The 17,493-nt window shown below is 73.1% G+C and carries 17 protein-coding genes; 9 read left to right on the top strand and 8 right to left on the bottom strand.

All coding sequences use genetic code 11. The features are described from left to right. The first annotated feature begins 110 nt into the window (after positions 1-110). Positions 111-4,640, top strand: coding sequence for a HAMP domain-containing protein (locus KBX06_RS15030; RefSeq protein WP_247685961.1), 4,530 nt, complete (start codon positions 111-113; stop codon positions 4,638-4,640). Positions 4,641-4,732: 92 nt separating this feature from the next. On the opposite strand, the gene KBX06_RS15025 is transcribed toward KBX06_RS15030, so the two are convergent. The 4 genes from KBX06_RS15025 to KBX06_RS15010 form a co-directional block, all read right to left on the bottom strand. After that, positions 4,733-5,305, bottom strand: a complete 573-nt coding sequence (locus KBX06_RS15025) for a GNAT family N-acetyltransferase (protein WP_210835127.1) — start codon at positions 5,303-5,305, stop codon at positions 4,733-4,735. Positions 5,306-5,405: 100 nt separating this feature from the next. Further along, a complete protein-coding gene (locus tag KBX06_RS15020; protein WP_210835126.1) occupies positions 5,406-6,233 on the bottom strand; it encodes an ABC transporter ATP-binding protein in 828 nt (275 codons plus the stop codon). 47 nt (positions 6,234-6,280) lie between these two features. Further along, entirely contained in the window at positions 6,281-7,309 is a 1,029-nt protein-coding gene (locus tag KBX06_RS15015; RefSeq protein WP_210835125.1) for an iron chelate uptake ABC transporter family permease subunit, read from the bottom strand. Then, positions 7,306-8,382 (bottom strand): iron ABC transporter permease, encoded by a 1,077-nt coding sequence (locus KBX06_RS15010; protein WP_210835203.1) that lies wholly within the window; start codon positions 8,380-8,382, stop codon positions 7,306-7,308. Before KBX06_RS15010 ends, KBX06_RS15015 begins: the two co-directional genes overlap by 4 nt. A gap of 91 nt (positions 8,383-8,473) precedes the next feature. Here KBX06_RS15010 and KBX06_RS15005 point away from each other — a divergent pair, with 91 nt between their 5' ends. Together KBX06_RS15005 and KBX06_RS15000 are read left to right on the top strand one after the other, a co-directional pair. Next, a complete protein-coding gene (locus KBX06_RS15005; RefSeq protein WP_210835124.1) occupies positions 8,474-9,511 on the top strand; it encodes an ABC transporter substrate-binding protein in 1,038 nt (345 codons plus the stop codon). Beyond that, positions 9,508-10,353, top strand: coding sequence for a siderophore-interacting protein (locus KBX06_RS15000; RefSeq protein WP_210835123.1), 846 nt, complete (start codon positions 9,508-9,510; stop codon positions 10,351-10,353). The genes KBX06_RS15005 and KBX06_RS15000 overlap by 4 nt, the downstream gene beginning before the upstream one ends. A gap of 29 nt (positions 10,354-10,382) precedes the next feature. Here the strand turns inward: KBX06_RS15000 and KBX06_RS14995 are convergent, their stop codons facing one another. Beyond that, positions 10,383-10,868: a GNAT family N-acetyltransferase gene (locus KBX06_RS14995; protein WP_210835122.1), complete on the bottom strand. Its 486-nt coding sequence runs from the start codon at positions 10,866-10,868 to the stop codon at positions 10,383-10,385. Beyond that, positions 10,868-11,302, bottom strand: a complete 435-nt coding sequence (locus tag KBX06_RS14990) for a protease complex subunit PrcB family protein (protein WP_210835121.1) — start codon at positions 11,300-11,302, stop codon at positions 10,868-10,870. The genes KBX06_RS14995 and KBX06_RS14990 overlap by 1 nt, the downstream gene beginning before the upstream one ends. A 62-nt stretch (positions 11,303-11,364) precedes the next feature. Here KBX06_RS14990 and KBX06_RS14985 point away from each other — a divergent pair, with 62 nt between their 5' ends. The 4 genes from KBX06_RS14985 to KBX06_RS14970 all read left to right on the top strand — a co-directional run bounded on the left by KBX06_RS14985 (position 11,365) and on the right by KBX06_RS14970 (position 13,380). Next, entirely contained in the window at positions 11,365-11,727 is a 363-nt protein-coding gene (locus KBX06_RS14985) for a metalloregulator ArsR/SmtB family transcription factor (RefSeq protein ID WP_210835120.1), read from the top strand. Further along, complete coding sequence (locus tag KBX06_RS14980; RefSeq protein ID WP_210835119.1) at positions 11,724-12,203, top strand: SRPBCC family protein; 480 nt, start codon at positions 11,724-11,726, stop codon at positions 12,201-12,203. The genes KBX06_RS14985 and KBX06_RS14980 overlap by 4 nt, the downstream gene beginning before the upstream one ends. A 166-nt stretch (positions 12,204-12,369) precedes the next feature. Next, positions 12,370-12,849: a barstar family protein gene (locus KBX06_RS14975; protein ID WP_210835118.1), complete on the top strand. Its 480-nt coding sequence runs from the start codon at positions 12,370-12,372 to the stop codon at positions 12,847-12,849. Positions 12,850-12,939: 90 nt separating this feature from the next. After that, entirely contained in the window at positions 12,940-13,380 is a 441-nt protein-coding gene (locus KBX06_RS14970) for a hypothetical protein (protein WP_210835117.1), read from the top strand. Positions 13,381-13,526: 146 nt separating this feature from the next. Here the strand turns inward: KBX06_RS14970 and KBX06_RS14965 are convergent, their stop codons facing one another. After that, complete coding sequence (locus tag KBX06_RS14965) at positions 13,527-13,814, bottom strand: hypothetical protein (protein ID WP_231926050.1); 288 nt, start codon at positions 13,812-13,814, stop codon at positions 13,527-13,529. A gap of 254 nt (positions 13,815-14,068) precedes the next feature. On the opposite strand from KBX06_RS14965, the gene KBX06_RS14960 reads away from it, so the two are divergent. Together KBX06_RS14960 and KBX06_RS14955 are read left to right on the top strand one after the other, a co-directional pair. Then, positions 14,069-14,425, top strand: coding sequence for a YciI family protein (locus tag KBX06_RS14960; protein ID WP_210835116.1), 357 nt, complete (start codon positions 14,069-14,071; stop codon positions 14,423-14,425). A 122-nt stretch (positions 14,426-14,547) separates the two neighbouring features. Further along, entirely contained in the window at positions 14,548-15,795 is a 1,248-nt protein-coding gene (locus tag KBX06_RS14955; protein ID WP_210835198.1) for an RNA polymerase sigma factor, read from the top strand. A 33-nt stretch (positions 15,796-15,828) separates the two neighbouring features. Here the strand turns inward: KBX06_RS14955 and KBX06_RS14950 are convergent, their stop codons facing one another. After that, positions 15,829-17,382, bottom strand: a complete 1,554-nt coding sequence (locus KBX06_RS14950; RefSeq protein WP_210835115.1) for an NAD(P)/FAD-dependent oxidoreductase — start codon at positions 17,380-17,382, stop codon at positions 15,829-15,831. Between the last annotated feature and the right edge of the window lie 111 nt (positions 17,383-17,493).

Raw genomic sequence — 17,493 nt, 5'->3', positions numbered from 1 at the left:
CGCGGTCGATGTTGTGCCGGCGGGCGGACCCCCGGCTGCTGCGCGAGGTGGTTGTGGTGGTCGAGAAGACGGGGACGCGGCGCGACCGCGCGGCCGGTGGCGCCGCGGCGATGGCCGACCCGGGGCTGCGGCAGCTGCTCGCCGGCCTGACGGCGGTACGCGACGGCGACTTCGGCACCCGCCTGCCGGAGGACGCCGACGGCCTGCTCGGGGAGATCGCCACCGTCTTCAACGGCATGGTGGACCAACTGTCGCTGTTCACCTCGGAGGTGACCCGGGTGGCCCGGGAGGTGGGCACGGAGGGACAGTTGGGCGGCCAGGCCGAGGTGCCCGGGGTGTCGGGCACCTGGAAGGACCTCACCGACTCGGTCAACGCCATGGCGGGCAACCTGACCGACCAGGTCCGCGACATCGCCGAGGTGGCCACGGCGGTGGCCCGGGGCGACCTGTCGCAGAAGATCACCGTGGACGTGCGCGGCGAGATCCTGGAGTTGAAGATCACCATCAACACGATGGTGGACCAGCTGTCGGCGTTCGCCGACGAGGTGACGCGGGTGGCCCGGGAGGTGGGCAGCGAGGGCCGCCTCGGCGGCCAGGCCGAGGTGCCCGGGGTGGCCGGCACCTGGCGCGACCTCACCGACTCGGTGAACTTCATGGCCGGCAACCTGACCAGCCAGGTGCGCAACATCGCCCAGGTCACCACCGCCGTGGCCCGGGGCGACCTGTCGCAGAAGATCACCGTCGACGCCCGGGGCGAGATCCTGGAGCTCAAGAGCACGATCAACACGATGGTGGACCAGCTGTCGTCGTTCGCCGACGAGGTGACGCGGGTGGCCCGGGAGGTGGGCACCGACGGGCGGCTCGGCGGTCAGGCCCAGGTCAGCGGCGTCGCGGGCACCTGGCGCGACCTCACCGACTCGGTGAACTCGATGGCGGGCAACCTCACCGACCAGGTACGCAGCATCGCGCAGGTGGCCACGGCGGTGGCCCGGGGTGACCTGTCGCAGAAGATCACCGTCACCGCCCACGGCGAGATCCTGGAGCTGAAGAACACCATCAACACGATGGTGGACCAGCTGTCGTCGTTCGCCGACGAGGTGACCCGGGTGGCCCGGGAGGTCGGCACCGAGGGCCGCCTCGGCGGCCAGGCCGACGTCAAGGGCGTCTCCGGCACCTGGAAGGACCTCACCGAGTCGGTCAACGTCATGGCCGACAACCTCACCGCCCAGGTACGCAGCATCGCCGAGGTGACCACCGCCGTGGCGAAGGGCGACCTGACCCAGAAGATCCGGGTCGACGCGCGCGGCGAGATCCTGGCGTTGAAGGAGACCATCAACACGATGGTCGACCAGCTCTCGGCGTTCGCCGACGAGGTGACGCGGGTGGCCCGGGAGGTCGGCACCGAGGGCCGCCTCGGCGGCCAGGCCCGGGTGTCCAACGTGGCGGGCACCTGGAAGGACCTCACCGACAACGTCAACGAGATGGCCAACAACCTCACCAACCAGGTGCGTTCGATCGCGCTGGTCGCCACCGCCGTCGCCCAGGGCGACCTGAGCCGGCAGATCACCGTGGAGGCCAAGGGCGAGGTGGCCGTGCTCGCCCAGACCATCAACACGATGGTCGGCACGCTCGGCGCCTTCGCCGACGAGGTGACGCGGGTGGCCCGGGAGGTCGGCACCGAGGGCCGCCTCGGCGGCCAGGCCCGGGTGCCGAACGTGGCGGGCACCTGGAAGGACCTGACCGACAACGTCAACTCCATGGCGAACAACCTCACCGGCCAGGTGCGCAACATCGCGCAGGTGACCACGGCGGTGGCCCAGGGCGACCTGACCAGGAAGATCGACGTGGACGCGCGCGGGGAGATCCTGGAGCTCAAGACCACCATCAACACGATGGTGGACCAGTTGTCGTCGTTCGCGGCCGAGGTGACGCGGGTGGCCCGGGAGGTCGGCAGCGAGGGCCGCCTCGGCGGCCAGGCCGAGGTCGAGGGCGTCTCCGGCACCTGGAAGCGGCTCACCGAGAACGTCAACGAGCTGGCCGGCAACCTCACCCGCCAGGTGCGTGCCATCGCCGAGGTGACCAGCGCCGTGGCCACCGGCGACCTGACCCGCTCCATCACGGTGGACGCCCCCGGCGAGGTCGGCGAGCTGAAGGACAACATCAACTCGATGGTGGAGTCGCTGCGCGAGACCACCCGTACCAATCAGGAACAGGACTGGCTCAAGACGAACCTGGCGCGCATCGCCGGCCTCATGCAGGGCCACCGCGACCTGGACGTGGTCGCCGGCCTGGTGATGAACGAGCTGGCCCCGCTGGTCTCCGCGCAGCTCGGCACGTTCCTGCTGGTCGACGACGGCCCGGACCGGGCCGGCCTGCGGGTGGTGGGCGGGTACGGACACGACACCTCCGGCCGCCGGTACGCCCTCGGCGACTCCCTCGTCGGGCAGGCCGCGGTGAGCAAGCGGGCCATCGTGGTGGACGCCGTGCCGGCCGGCTACGTCACCGTCTCCTCCAGCCTCGGCGCCGCCGCCCCACTGCACCTGGTGGTGCTGCCGATCCTCTTCGAGGACCAGGTGCTCGGCGTCATCGAGCTGGCCAGCATGAGCCGCTTCACCGAGGTGCAGCGCGACTTCCTCGACCAGCTGACCGAGACCATCGGCGTCAACGTCAACACCATCGTCGCCAACGCCCGCACCGACGTGCTGCTCACCGAGTCGCAGCGCCTCGCCGCGGAGTTGCGGGCCCGCTCGGAGGAGTTGCAGGCCCGCTCGGAGGAACTCCAGCGCTCCAACGCCGAACTGGAGGACAAGGCGGCCCTGCTGGCCCGGCAGAACCACGACATCGAGACGAAGAACTCCGAGATCGAGCAGGCCCGGCAGGAGCTGGAGGCCCGCGCCCAGCAGCTCGCGCTCGCCTCAAAGTACAAGTCGGAGTTCCTCGCCAACATGAGCCACGAGCTGCGTACGCCGCTGAACTCGTTGCTCATCCTCGCCCAGCTGCTCGCGCAGAACCCGAACCGCAACCTGACCGCCAAGCAGGTCGAGTACGCCACGGTCATCCACTCGGCCGGCACCGATCTGCTCCAGCTCATCAACGACATCCTCGACCTGTCCAAGGTGGAGGCCGGGCGGATGGACATCAACCCGGAGACCTTCGAGCTGGCCGCGCTGCGCGACTACGTCGACGCCACGTTCCGGCCGCTGACCACCCCCCGGGGCCTGGAGTTGGAGATCAGCACCGGACCGGGCGTGCCGACGGAGCTGCACACCGACGAGCAGCGGCTGCGGCAGGTGCTGCGCAACCTGGTCTCCAACGCGGTCAAGTTCACCGAGAAGGGGCGGGTACGGCTGCGCATCGAGCGGGCCACGCCGGGTGAGCTGCCCGAGGGCTTCGCCGAGCCGGACGCCGTCATCGCGTTCCGGGTGATCGACACCGGCATCGGCATCGCCGAGCAGCATCTGACCGCCATCTTCGACGCCTTCCAGCAGGCCGACGGCACGACCAGCCGGCGGTACGGGGGCACGGGCCTCGGGCTGTCCATCAGTCGGGAGATCGCCCACCTGCTCGGCGGCCGCATCCAGGCGCACAGCGTGCTCGGCCGGGGCAGCACGTTCACCCTCTACCTGCCCGTCGGGCCGGTGCCCGCCGGGCGCGGCGACGGACCGGCTGCGGACGACCGCACCGACGCGGCCGCCGCCGACCGCCCGGCCGGCGCATCCGCCGCGCCCGGTCGCGCCGGCGCGCTGCCCTGGACGCCGCCGGCCGCGCTGCCGCCGGCCGTGACCCTCTCACCCGGCGAGGCGCGCCGGATGCTGGTGCTGGAGCGCCACGACAAGGGGCTGCTGACGCTGCTCGCGCAGGGCGTCGCGGCGGACCTGGGCGACGCGCATCCGCCGGTGGAGATCTCCACCGCGGTGGACGTGCCCTCGGCGTTCGAGGCGCTCGCCGGCGGGCGGCACCACGTCCTGGTGCTCCAGCTCGACCTGCCCGACGACGGCGGCACGAGCCTGCTGAAGGCGCTGCACGACGATCCGGCGCTGCGCGGGGTGCCCGTGCTGGCGTACCACGGCCATCCGCTGCCGCCCGGCTCGCAGGCCCTGTTGCAGGCGCTGGCCCACGAGCGGCCGCTGGAGGTCCTGCGCAGCCTGGACGACCTGCGTGAGCGCATCGCCCTGCACCTGACTGCGGTGACCCCGGAGCGGGTGCTGCCGTTCGCCCCGGTGCTGCCCGACGTCCGTCCCGCCGTCGACGCCCCGCCGGACGACCTGGCCGGCCGCAAGGTGCTGGTGGTGGACGACGACGCGCGTAACGTCTTCGCGCTGACCAACATCCTGGAGCTGCACGGGCTCGACGTGGTCTACGCGGAGAACGGCCGGCAGGGCATCGAGACGCTGATGCGCCACGACGACATCGATCTCGTGCTGATGGACGTGATGATGCCGGAGATGGACGGCTACGCCGCGACGGCGGCGATCCGTGCCATGCCCCGCTACGCCGACCTGCCGATCATCGCGGTGACGGCGAAGGCGATGCACGGCGACCGGGAGAAGAGCATCTCCTCGGGCGCCAGCGACTACGTCACGAAGCCGGTCGACGCCGCCGACCTGTTGCAGTGCATCCACCGCTGGCTGCACGGCTGAGGCAGCCGGGGCGGCCGGGCCCCTGCGCCCGCCCGGAGGTGCCGCTCACGTCGCCGGCCGCTCGCGCGCGGAAACGGTGGGTCGTGCCGGGCTCAGGGCCGGCCGGCCTCGAACGTCTCCCGGTCGAGGAAGAGCAGCCGGGCCCGCTTGCCGTGCACCTCGACCAGCGGCCCGGCGACGAAGCCGGTGCGCAGGAGCCGGGCCACCGCCTTCTCGTTGCGCGCGTCCGGCTCCATCACGACGCGCCGGTGTCGCGGGTCGGCGAAGACGAAGTCGAGGAACACCCGCAACAGGGTGCCCGTGAAACCCCGCTCGGCCGCGTCGGGCGGGCCGATCAGCAGGTGGGCCCCGTGGTCACCGGGCTGGACCGGGTAGCACCCGCCGACCGGGTCGGCGGCCGGCTCGTAGGTCTGGAACAGGGCGACCGGCGTGCCGTCGCGGTGCGTCAGCCAGGCGTGGTGGGTGGGCAGCGAGTCGAGGTGGCGGTAGATCTCCCCGACGCGCTCCCGGCCGGCGTCGCGCATGCCCCAGAACCGGGCGCGTTCCTGGCTGACCCAGGAGTGGATCAGGTCGGTGTCGGTGTCGGTGTCGGGGTCGACGGGGCGGATCGTCACCCGGCCGAAGCCGTCGACGTCCTGGCGGTAGGTGCTGGCGAGATCACGCATCGTGTGCCACCGTACGGTGATTCCGGTCGATGCGCGAGGAGGTCGGCTCCCGGCGCGGCGCCGGCCGGGCGGCGACTCCGGCCGACGGCGTGCCCGCCCGTCATCCGCCGGCGACGGCGACGGTCGGGGCGCTCGCGGCGGCCCGGCGGCGGGCGGCGGGGATCACCAGGGGGGTGCCGGACTCCGGGTCGTCGATCACGCGGCAGGGCAGGCCGAAGACCTCCCCGACCAGCTCGGCGGTGACCACCTCGCGGGGCGTGCCGGCGGCGACCACCCGCCCCTCGCGCATCGCGATGAGGTGCGTCGCGTAGCGGGCGGCGTGGTTGAGGTCGTGCAGCACCGCCACCAGCGTGCGGCCCTGCTCCTCGTGCAGCCGGGCGCAGAGGTCGAGGACCTCGATCTGGTGGGCGATGTCCAGGTAGGTGGTCGGCTCGTCGAGCAGCAGCAGGGGGGTCTGCTGGGCCAGCGCCATCGCGATCCACACCCGCTGCCGCTGCCCGCCGGAGAGCTCGTCGACGGGCCGGTCGGCCAGGTCGGCGACGCCCGTGGCGGCCATCGACTGGACGACCACCCGCTCGTCCTCGCGCGACCACTGTCGCAGCAGCCCCTGGTGCGGGTATCGGCCGCGGGCGACGAGTTCGGCGACGCCGATGCCGTCCGGCGCGACGGACGTCTGCGGCAGCAGGCCGAGGGTGCGCGCGACGCCCCGCGCCGGCAGCCGGTGGATGTCCTCGCCGTCGAGCAGCACCACCCCGGCGGCCGGCTTCAGCAGCCGGGACAGGGCCCGCAGCAGGGTCGACTTGCCGCAGGCGTTGGGACCGATGATGACCGTGAACGACCGGTCGGGCACGGCGACGCTCAGATCCTGCGCAATGGTCCGCCGCTCGTAGGCGAGGGTCATCGCGGTGCCGCTCAGCCGGGACTGCATGCTCGGTGCTCCGTTCTCGTCGTGGGTGGCCGGACGGCCGGGCCCGGTCACAGCCGGCCGGCCCGGCGTTCGGTGGCCAGCAGCCAGACCAGGTAGGCGCCGCCGAGCACGCCGGTCACCACGCCGACCGGCAGCTGGTGCCCGGGGAAGGCCCGCAGGGCGAGCTGGTCGGCGCCGACCAGGAGGACCGCCCCGACGGCCGCCGAGGGCAGCAGGTTCGGCCCCGGGGCCCGGGTCAGCCGCCGCGCCAGGTGCGGCGCGGTGAGGGCCACGAAGTTCACCGGCCCCGCGGCGGCCGCCGCGAGGGAGACCAGCAGCACCGCCGCCGCGAGTACGACCAGGCGCATCCGCTCCACGCGTACGCCGAGGGCGGCGGCGGTGTCGTCGCCCATCTCGACCAGCCGCATCGCCGGCCCGTAGCCGGCCAGCATGAGCGGCACCAGCACCGCCAGCGCGATCAGCAGCGGCAGCGCGTTCGACCAGCCGCGCCCGTCGAGACTGCCGGTGAGCCAGAGCACGGCGCGGGCGGCGTCCATCAGCGGGGCCCGGGTGAGCAGCCAGCCGTTGACCCCGGTGAGGATCGCCATGGTGCCGATGCCGACCAGGATCAGCCGGTAGCCGTGCACGCCGCGACGCCAGGACAGCCCGTAGACCAGCGCGCCGGTGACCAGCCCGCCGACCACCGCCGAGGAGGCCAGCGCCAGGCTGCTGCCGCCGAGCACCACGACGACGAGCGCGCCGGTCGCCGCGCCCTGGGTGAAGCCGAGCATGTCGGGGCTGCCCAGCGGGTTGCGTACCAGCGACTGGAAGACGGCGCCGGCCAACGCCAGCGCGGCGCCGACGCAGAGCGCGGTGACCACCCGGGGCAGCCGCAGCTCGGTGACGATGAACTCCTCGGCCGGGGTGCCCTGGCCGGTGAGGGTACGCAGCACGTCGGCCGAACTCATCGGGTAGTCGCCGCTGCCGATGGCGAGCACGCTCAGCGCCAGGGCCAGCAGCACGCAGGTGACGCCGACGGCGATGGCGCGGGGACGCAGCCGCAGGGAGAGGCCGCCGCGAGCACGTAGGGTGATCACGGGTGGGCCACCCGCCCGCGCAGCACCAGCCAGAGGAAGAGCGGCCCGCCCGCCACGGCGGTGACCAGCCCGACCTGGAGCTCGCCCGGACGGCTCAGCACCCGGCCCAGCACGTCGGCGCCGAGCAGCAGCACGGGCGCCAGCACCGCGCAGTACGGCAGCAGCCAGCGCAGGTCCGGCCCGGTGAGCGCGCGCACCAGGTGCGGCACCAGCAGCCCGACGAAGACGATCGGCCCGCAGGCGGCGGTGGCGGCGCCGCAGAGCAGCGTGATCGCGACGATGACCGCGCCCCGGACCAGGGCGGGACGGGCGCCGAGTGCGCGCGCCGCGTCGTCGCCGAGCGCGAGGGCGTTGAGGGGGCGCGCGACGGCCAGGGCGACCAGCAGGCCCACCGCCATGAACGGTGCGACGGTGCGTACGGTCGACGGCTCGGCGCTGGCCAGCGAGCCGACCGTCCAGAACCGCAGCCGCTCCAGCGAGGCCGTGTCCACCAGCATGACCGCGCTCACGTACGAGTAGAGGGTGGCGTTGAGCGCCGCGCCGGCCAGGGCCAGCCGGGCGGGGGTCGCCCCGCGCCCGCCGCCGACGGCGTACACGGCGGCGGTCACGGCCGCCGCGCCGAGCAGCGCGAACCACACCTGTCCGCCGACGCCGCCGATGCCGAACAGCAGCGCCCCGGTGGCCACCGCCGCCGAGGCGCCGGCGTTGATGCCGAGCAGGCCGGGATCGGCGAGCGGGTTGCGGGTCAGCGCCTGCATCACCGCCCCGGCGACGCCGAGCGCCGCCCCGGCGAGCAGGCCGAGCAGCGTACGCGGCAGCCGCATGCGGTGCACGACCGCGTACTCGGCGGCGTCGTGGTGCAGCAGCCCCTGCCACACGTCGGTGAGGGGGAGCGGCTTGGCGCCCACGGCGATGCTGAGCACGGCGACGGCCGCGAGCAGCAGCACCGACGCCGCGAGCCCGGCGGACCGGAGCGCGGCCCGGCCGGGCCGGCGTACGGTCGGCGGCGCCGGCGGGGCTCCGACGCGGGGGGAGAGGGTGGCGGACAGTGTGGGCTCCGATGAGGTGCGGATTTCCGTACGGGACTTGACAGCCGTTTAGGTTAGGTTAACCTAACCCCGCTGTCCATGGTCATTCGCCCGACCCCGATCGAAAGACGCCGCCATGCCGCATCCCGTGTCCGCCCGCCGCCTCTCCCGCCGGGGCCTGCTCGCCGCCGGTGGCGCCGCCACCCTGGCAGCGCTGCTCGCCGGCTGCGGTGGGGATGACGACTCCGCCACCCCCGCCGCCAGGGGCTCCGACGGGCCGTGGTCGTTCACCGACGACCGCAACGAGAAGGTGAGCGCCCCCGCCCGGCCGACGCGGGTCGTCGCCTTCACGGGGGTCGCCGCCGCGCTGGTCGACTTCGGGCTCGACAAGCAGATCGTCGGGGTGTTCGGCGAGACGAAGCGCCCCGACGGCAGCAAGGACCCGCAGGCGGGCGACCTCGACGTCGAGTCCGTGGAGATCCTCGGCAACGTCTGGGGCGAGTTCAACCTGGAGAAGTACGCCGCCCTGCGGCCCGAGCTGCTCGTCACCCACATGTACGACCCGGGCGCCTTCTGGTACGTGCCGGACGAGAGCAAGAGCAAGATCCTCCCGCTCGCCCCCACCGTCACCGTCACCACCGCCCGGGTGCCGATGACCAAGCCGATCGAGCGGTACGCGCAGCTCGCCGAGTCCCTCGGCGCCGACCTGTCCGCCAGGAAGGTCACCGACGCCAAGGCCCGCTTCGAGGCCGCCGCCGAGTCGGTCCGCCAGGCGGTCAAGGCGAACCCGGGCATCAAGGTGCTCGCCTGCTCCGGCAGCCCCGACCTGTTCTACGCCTCCAACCCCAAGGTCAGCACCGACCTGATGTACTTCGCCGAGCTGGGCGTCGACATCGTCGTCCCCACCAAACTGGAGGCCGGCGACTACTTCGAGGCGTTGAGCTGGGAGAACGCGGGCAAGTTCCCGGCCGACCTGCTCCTGCTCGACAACCGCAGCACCGCCCTTCAGCCCAAGGACCTGGCCGCCAAGCCGACCTGGCAGCAGTTGCCGGCGGTCGAGGCCAACCAGGTCGCCGCCTGGGACGCGGTGCCCCGCTTCTCGTACGCCGGCGCCGCGCCGCTGCTGGAGAACCTGGCCAGCGCCATCAAGGGCGCGAAGAAGGTGACGTCGTGACCACCGCCGTCGCCGTGCAGTACCGCCTCTTCGCCGCGCGGGTCGTCGGCGCCCGCCGCGTCGGCGCCTCCCTGGTCCGGGTCACCTTCGGCGGGCCGGAGCTGACCGCCTTCGCCGGCGGCGGCCGGGACCAGAGCGTCTCGCTGTTCCTGCCGCACCCCGGCCAGCCCGAGCCGGTGCTCCCCGTCGAGGCGGGGGAGGACTGGTTCGGCGCCTACCGGGCGATGGACCCCGACGTGCGCGCGGTGATGCGGTCCTACACCATCCGGGAGCAGCGCCCCGAGTCGGCCGAGGTCGACATCGACTTCGTCAGCCACGGCGACACCGGCCCCGCCTCCCGCTGGGCGCGGCACGCCCTGCCAGGCGACCGGGTGGTGCTGCTCGGCCCCGCCGTGCACGACAACCGCAGCGTCTGCTTCCGACCGCCGGTCGGCACCGACTCGGTCCTGCTGGTGGCCGACGAGACCGGGCTGCCGGCCGCCGCCGGGATCCTGGCCTGGCTGCCGCCCGGCACCCCGGTGCGGGCCTGGATCGAGGTCCCCGACGCGGCCGACATCCAGGAGCTGCCCACCGGGGCGCGGGCCGAGGTGCGCTGGATCGTGCGGGGCGGCACCGCCCCCGGCAGCACCCTGCTGGCGGACGCGGTGCGCGCCACCCGGCTGCCGAGCGCCACCCCGTACGCCTGGATCGCCGGCGAGTCGTCGATGGTGCGCTCGGTGCGCCGCCACCTCGTCGGCGAGCGCGGTCTGGACCGCCGCCACGTCACCTTCTCCGGCTACTGGCGCCGGGGCGCCTCGGAGGAGGACCTGCGCGCCGAGGCCACCGTCAAGGCCGCCGCCTGACCGACACCGCCGCGCGTCGGTCGCGTCGGTCAGAACTCCCGGTACATGACGTGCAGGCCCACCCGGCCGAGGGTGGGATGGCGGAACGCGCCGGGCACGGTGCCCACCACGGCGAACCCCTCGCGCCGGTACAGCTCCACGGCGGTGGCGTTGCTCGCCACCACGGCGTTGAACTGCATCCCGGCGTACCCCCGCTCGCGGGCCCAGTCGACGGCGTGCCGGCACAGCGCGGTGCCCACGCCGCGTCCGCGCGCCGCGCGGGCCACCATGAAGCTCGCGGTGGCGACGTGCGAGCCCGGCCCGGGGCGGTTGGTGCCCATCTTCGCGGTGCCCAGCACCGCGTCGCCGTCGACCGCGACCACCGTGCGGCCGGGCGCGGCCTCCACCCACATGTCGTACGCCTGCTCGGCGGTCAGCTCCGGGTCGTAGGGGAAGGTCTCCCGTGCCCGGACGACCTCGTGGACGATCGGCCACACCTGGGCCCAGTCCGGCTCCTGGAGCTCGCGGATGCGCATCAGCTGGACCCGGCGGTTTCAGCAGGCTTGATGCGCAGGTTCAGCAGCATGTCCGCAAAGGTCTGGGGTCCGAATCGCGCCGCCACCACGTGCACCGGTGAACATGCCGTGTCCAGTGCCACGCCGCCCACGGGGCGCCTCTCGACGCCGGTCACGACCAGGGTCGTCTCCCGCACGGTCACGTCCTCGATCGTGACGTCGTAGCCCAGCACGGGGCGGGTCCCTACCGAGAGCATGATGACTGTCTCGTGTGCGAGATCCACCAGCGGTGGTGGCGGGACGGGCCGCCTTCCCGCATTGATCGACGACCAGTGCCGCGCCCATGAGCCTGATCTGCGAATCAGGAACAGTCCGTAACCCGTCACGGCGCCAACTGTGGCCTGCCCGTGGTACAGGGTGCGGAAGTTCGCGGCGCGTCCGGAGGATCTGCTCACCCGCCGACCCTACCGGCACCGCGACGTTGCCAAAAACGTAACCATCTGGTTACGCTTCCAGCGTGGACGAGGTGGCGGGCGCGATCGCCGATCCGGTTCGGCGGGAGATCCTGCTGATGCTGCGCGACGAAGCGCTCTCGGCCGGCCAGATCGCCGACCGGTTCGTGATCAGCCGGCCGGCCGTCAGCCGTCACCTGCGCGTGTTACGCGAGGCCGGCCTGGTACGCGGCACGGCCGACGGACGCAGGCGTCTCTACACCCTGGTCGCCGCGCCGCTCGACGAGCTGGCCGGGTGGCTGGGACGACTGACGCGCCCGTCCGGCTGGCAGCATCGCCTCGATGCGCTGGAGACCGAGGTCCACCGCGCCCGCCGCGATCGGCAGACGGCCGCCGGGCGGCACCCATCCCAGAAGGAGACCGCATGAGCCCGACACCCACCGGCCGACTGATCGGCGACGACCTGGTGCTGACCCGCACGTTCCGCGCTCCGATGGCTGACGTCTGGGCCAGCCTCACCGATCCGGCGCGCACGGCACGCTGGTTCGGCCCGTGGCAGGGCGACGCCGCACCGGGACGCACGATCAAGGTCCAGATGGCGTACGAGGAGGGCGGGCCCTGGATGGACATGACCATCGACGCGTGCGAAGCGCCGCACCGGCTGGCGGTGACCGCGGTGGACGAGCACGGCGGCTGGCATCTGGACCTGGTGCTGGTCGAGAGTGCGGGCGTCACCGAGCTCCGGTTCACGCAGCACTTGACCGGCACGGAGGGCGTCGGCGAGGTCGGACCGGGCTGGGAGTACTACCTGGACGCGTTGGCAGCCTCGCGCGATGGCCAGCCGGCGCCGAACTTCGACGACTACTACCCCGCGATGAAGGAGCACTTCGAAGCGCAGCGATAGGGACGCGGGTCAGGCGATGCTCGCCACCGCGGTGAGCGTCCCGTCCACATCGAGGAAGATCAACGGACTGTTGGCGAGGCCGGGGCGGCACGGGTCGCACCGTATCGTGGGGCGGATCCGGACGGGCCTGGGTGCCCGCCGACTACCTCGACCGTGGTGGGGCTGGATGACAGACGACTGGTGGCACCGCTCCGCTGAGCAGATCGCGGTCTGCTCGCGCAGCGCCCTGGTGGAGCTGGCGGCGGTGCTGCCGGCCGCCGGCAGATTCGTTGTCGCCCGCCTTGACGCGACGACGATGACAGATGCGGACGATGCCCTGCGCGAATTCTCGGACGCGCTGCTCTTCCCCAGTTACTTCGGCTGGAACTGGGCGGCCCTGTCCGACTGCCTCCGCGATCTGAACTGGTTGCCCGCTGACGGGTACCTGGTCGTCGTCGAGAACGCGCCCCGGTTGCTGGCGAGCAGTGCCGAGGATCGGCACACCCTGTTCCGGATCCTCTCTCGGGCCGTCCGGCACTGGGCCAACCCGCTCGGCCGGTCCGATGGCGAGGGCGTCCCGTTCAAGGTGTTGCTGCTGTGCGGCCCCGACGAGGAGGCAGCACTGCTGCGGCAGGACATCGCCCGGGCAGTACGCGACGACCGGTGAATCCGCCGACGCCCGCGACCGTCGCCTGTCGTCCGCCCGCCGCCGCCGTGCCTGTCGTCGGGCCGGAGGCTGACAGGCTACTTTGCTGGGATGAGTCTCCTCGATGACGTCGCGAGGCGCGACGGTTGGCGATGCTGGGTGTGCGACGAGCCGGTCGACGCCGACATGTCGGTGAACGACCCGCGTGGTCCCAGCGTCGACAGCCGCACGGCAGACAGGAAGGCCAAGGTCGCCGAGCGACTCGCACACCGGGCCTGCAACACCCGCAAGGGCGCGGTGAAGGTGGTCATCGCCTGGCCGGACCATCTGCACGTGGTGGAGCCCGCGCCACTGATCACCGTCGCGGAGCGACTCGAACGCAAGGGCGGGCGCGAGTTGGTCGCCCGCTGTCCGAGCAGGAAGGACGCCCAGGAGGCGGCGGACTGGCTGGTCGACCGGTTCTCCCGGCTGGTGCCCGGACTGCCGGTGACCGCGAGCGTCGACGAGGGCGGCGGCCAGTACCTCGTCGCCCTGGCCACCGGCCGCCGCTGACCGGTGGCCCTGGTCGGTGGACCGTCGCCGACCAGGCCATTCCGTAGGCGTCCGGCAGCCTGGGGCCGAGCCGCCACCGGCTCTGCTGCGCACCGCGCGCCACCGGCCGTCTCCAGCCGGTGGCGCGCGGTGCGACCAGTCCTCGATCAGAAGGGGGGTGCGTCCTCGCCCATCAACGCCAGCACGACGCCGCCCTTCCCACTCTTGAGACCCTGGACCACGACCTTGCCGGTGCTGCCGTCGGGCAGCTCCAACGTGAAGGTCTTCCCGACCGCGTTCTTGGGGCCGTTGCCGGCGCTGTTGGCGGGTCGGAAGTCGCCTGCCCACGGCGGGGTCCCACCCCTGCGGGCGGGCTCGGCGAAGAGTGCGGCGGTGCCGGGGGTCCGGGTGCCGTCGGAGGAAAGGAGCACTGAGGCGCTGCGATAGGTAGCCATATGCGCCAAGGCTATCCCGGACGGCGCTCGTCGGCGCCACGACGCTGCCCGTGGGCACGAACGGGCACCCGATACGACCCTGATCTGCGCTGGCCCCTCGGGCCGACCGTGCGGCGGCTGCGCCCCGGACCTGACCCCGGGATGGTGTCGTATCGGGGCGTGGCCGTTCGTGGAACCAGTGTGCGGCGGTCGGCCGGGCCGCCGGACGCGAGGAGTCGGGCAAGGCCCTCGTCGGGAACTGATAGGAGACGACCATGACGGAGTACCTGATCGCCTTCAACGACGAGTGGGTGCCTCCCCACACGGCGGAGGAGGTGCGCGCGAAGAGCGTGGCCGGCTGGGCCGTGATCGAGGAGATGCGGGCCGCGGGCGTCCTGATCTTCAGCAACGGCGGGCTCGACCGGTCCACCGCGGTGTGCGGTGTCGTGCCGGTCGACGGCAAGCCCGTCTTCACCGACGGCCCGTACGTCGAGACCAAGGAGCACCTCGGCGGTTTCGCCGTCGTGGAGGTGCCCGACGACGAGGCGGCGCGATACTGGGCCGGCCGGCTCGCGACCGCGCTCGACTGGCCGCAGGAGCTGCACCGGTTCCGAGGTGACGGGGCGAGGTGAGCGCGGTGCCCAGGTACCTGCTGTCCGTCTACGAACCGGTCGAGGGCACCGGGTGCGGCGACCACCCGTCCCGGGGGTCCCTGCCGCAGGCGTTCGCCCGCACCGACGCCTGCACCGACAGGCTGAAGCGGGACGGGCATGTCGAGCAGGCGATCACCCGTGTCCACCACGAGGAGTGGGCGCGGGTGGTCGCCGGCCTCGCGCGCCGTTTCGGCGACCTCGACGTCGCCGAGGACGCGACGGCCGAGGCGTTCGTGGCGGCCGCGGAGCGGTGGCCGCGCGAGGGCGTACCGCTGAATCCCGGTGGTTGGCTCGCCACCACCGCGACCCGCAGGGCGATCGACCGGCTCCGTCGCGAATCACAGCGCGACGCCAGACACCAGGCGGCCCGGATGGTGTACGACGACACCCCTGCCGAGCCCACCGGCCCGGTCGGGGACGACCGGCTCCGACTGATCTTCACCTGCTGCCACCCCGCGCTCGCGATGGAGGCCCGGGTGGCGCTCACCCTGCGCCTGCTCGGCGGCCTGACCGTCCCCGAGATCGCCCGCGCCTTCCTGGTGCAGGAGACCACGATGGCGCGACGGATCACCCGTGCCAAGGCAAAGATCAAGGCGGCGCACATTCCCTACCGGGTGCCCTCGGCCGACGACGTCCGTGAGCGGCTCGCCGGTGTGCTCGCGGTCGTCTACCTCGTCTTCAACGAGGGCTATCTCGCCAGCGAGGGGGACGACCCGGTGCGCGTCGACCTCACCGACGAGGCGATCCGCCTCGGCCGCCTGCTCCGAACCCTCCTGCCGGACGACGGCGAGGTGGCCGGCCTGCTCGCCCTGATGCTCCTCACCGACGCCCGGCGGCCGGCGCGCGTGTCGGGCACCGGGGAGCTGGTGACCCTCGGCGAACAGGACCGTGGCGCGTGGGACCGCGCCCTCATCGCCGAGGGCGACTCCCTGGTCCGCGAGCGGGTCGAGGCGGTGGCCACCGGCGGCGACCCGCCCGGGCGCTACCAGCTGCTGGCCGCCATCAACACGGTCCACACGAATGCCCCGTCCGCCGGAGACACCGACTGGTCCACCGTCGTCGCCCTGTACGGCCGCCTGGTGCTGCTCGACCCCTCGCCGATCGTGTGGCTCAACCGGGCGGTCGCGATCGCCGAGGTCGACGGCCCCGGGGTCGGGCTCGCCGAGATCGACCGGCTCGCCGAGGCCCTCGACGGCTACCACGCCTTCCACGCCGCGCGCGCCGACCTGCTGCGGCGACTCGGGCGCGGCGGCGAGTCGCGGGCGGCGTACGACCGGGCCATCGGTCTCGCCGGCAACCCCGCGGAGCGGGCCTACCTCACCCGCCGCCGCGACCAGCTCGCCGGCTGAGCCGCCGCCCCGACCCGCGCCGGGTCCGGCGGCTCAGCCGAGGCGTACCTGGGCCGGGCGATCGTGGCGGGTGGCGCCGTCGAGCGTCGTGCCGACCGCGACGGCGGGCCGGGCCGGCACGACGGGCGCGTCCCGGCCGGTGCCCCGGTGACCGTCCCCGTCGTGGCGCGACTCCTCGTGGTAGTCCTGCTCCACGTTGACCGACCAGACGTCGTGCCGGGTGCCGCAGGCGATGTTCTCGGCGGTGAGCATCGCCGTCAGCATCGAGTGGTCCTGGTTGTTGTAGCGGTGCATGCCGTTGCGGCCCACCGGGTGCACGTTGGGCACCTCGCGCGCCAGCCACTCCCGCAGCACGTCCACGTTGCGCTGGTAGCGCTCGTCGTAGACCGGGTACGCCTTCGGCATCCGCACCACGTACCCGGCCTCGACCACCCCCGGCCGGACCAGCCCGAGCCGCTCCAGCTCGGCCGTCGCGGCGGCGACCAGTTCGGCGTCGGGCGTACGCCAGGTCTCGTCGTCCTCGAACACGAAGTACTCCATCCCGAGGCAGGTGCGGCCGTCCTTGACCAGGTACGGCGACCAGGAGCCGAAGTTCTGGATCCGGCCGACCCGTACCGCCGGGTCGTGCACGTAGATCCAGTTGTCCGGGAACGAGAACTCCTCGGGCACCACCAGCGCGACGGTCAGGAAGTCCCGGTACCGCAGGTCGGCGGCGGCGGCCAGCACCTCCGGCGGGGCCGGCGGGCGCAGCGCGGCGACCAGCTCGGAGATCGGCATCGAGGAGACGACCTGCGCGGCCGGCTCGGTGCGCCGCCCGCCGGTCCCGTCGACGGTCACGGCGAACGCCCGCCGGCGCTCCGGGTCACGGTGCACGGCGGTCACCCGGGTGCCGGTGTCCACCCGGCCGCCGCGCCGGCGAACCTGCTCGGCGCAGCGCTCCCACATCATGCCGGGGCCGAGCTTCGGGTACTGGAACTCCTCGATCAGGCTCGTCACGTCCGTGCGGTTGCGCCCGGGCAGCACCGCGTTGCGGACGGCCTTCGCCAGCGACAGGTTCTTGATCCGTTGCGCGGCCCAGTCGGCCTGCAACCGGTCGGCCGGCATCCCCCAGACCTTCTCGGTGTACGTCTTGAAGAACATCGAGTACAGCCGCCAGCCGAAGCGGGCCGAGACCCAGCCCTCGAAGTGCGACTGGTCCTTCGGCGGGCGCAGCCGGGCCCGCGCGTACGAGCCCACGCACAGCACGGCCTCCCGCACGCCGAGGTTGCGCAGGGCGTTCATCGCGCTCAGCGGATAGTCGAACAGGGCACCCCGGTAGTAGATGCGGCTCATCCGGGGCCGCAGCAGGAAGTCCTCGTCGGGCAGGATCTCGTGCCAGAACCTCTCGACCCGGGCCACCTTGGTGAAGAACCGGTGCCCGCCGATGTCGAAGCGCCACCCGTCGCGCTCGACGGTGCGGCTGATCCCGCCCACCACCTCGTCGGCCTCGAACACCCGGACGGGGCTGTCCCGCCGCAGCAGCTCGTACGCCGCGGTCAGGCCCGCCGGCCCAGCGCCGATGACCACCGTGCCGCGCTCCTCGCCCATGCCCGTCGCCCCCTGCTTTCCGCCTCCCGGAGGCGGCCCGCTTACCCGGCGGCGGCCGGAACTCACCCCGGATCTCCGTCCGCCCCCGACCCGCCCCGGCGGGACGGATCG

The sequence above is a fragment of the Micromonospora sp. C31 genome (genome assembly GCF_018070575.1).
Classification (GTDB): domain Bacteria; phylum Actinomycetota; class Actinomycetes; order Mycobacteriales; family Micromonosporaceae; genus Micromonospora.
Note: the sequence above shows the minus strand (reverse complement) of the source record. Positions and strands in the feature narration are given on the sequence as shown.

Coding starts and splice junctions, on each gene's coding strand:
- KBX06_RS14960 (WP_210835116.1), top strand. CDS start 14,069: ATGACGGAGTACCTGATCGCCTTCAACGACGAGTGGGTGCCTCCCCAC.
- KBX06_RS14975 (WP_210835118.1), top strand. CDS start 12,370: ATGACAGACGACTGGTGGCACCGCTCCGCTGAGCAGATCGCGGTCTGC.
- KBX06_RS14980 (WP_210835119.1), top strand. CDS start 11,724: ATGAGCCCGACACCCACCGGCCGACTGATCGGCGACGACCTGGTGCTG.
- KBX06_RS14950 (WP_210835115.1), bottom strand. CDS start 17,382: ATGGGCGAGGAGCGCGGCACGGTGGTCATCGGCGCTGGGCCGGCGGGC.
- KBX06_RS15005 (WP_210835124.1), top strand. CDS start 8,474: ATGCCGCATCCCGTGTCCGCCCGCCGCCTCTCCCGCCGGGGCCTGCTC.
- KBX06_RS15020 (WP_210835126.1), bottom strand. CDS start 6,233: ATGCAGTCCCGGCTGAGCGGCACCGCGATGACCCTCGCCTACGAGCGG.
- KBX06_RS14965 (WP_231926050.1), bottom strand. CDS start 13,814: ATGGCTACCTATCGCAGCGCCTCAGTGCTCCTTTCCTCCGACGGCACC.
- KBX06_RS14970 (WP_210835117.1), top strand. CDS start 12,940: ATGAGTCTCCTCGATGACGTCGCGAGGCGCGACGGTTGGCGATGCTGG.
- KBX06_RS15025 (WP_210835127.1), bottom strand. CDS start 5,305: ATGCGTGATCTCGCCAGCACCTACCGCCAGGACGTCGACGGCTTCGGC.
- KBX06_RS15030 (WP_247685961.1), top strand. CDS start 111: ATGGCCGACCCGGGGCTGCGGCAGCTGCTCGCCGGCCTGACGGCGGTA.
- KBX06_RS14995 (WP_210835122.1), bottom strand. CDS start 10,868: ATGCGCATCCGCGAGCTCCAGGAGCCGGACTGGGCCCAGGTGTGGCCG.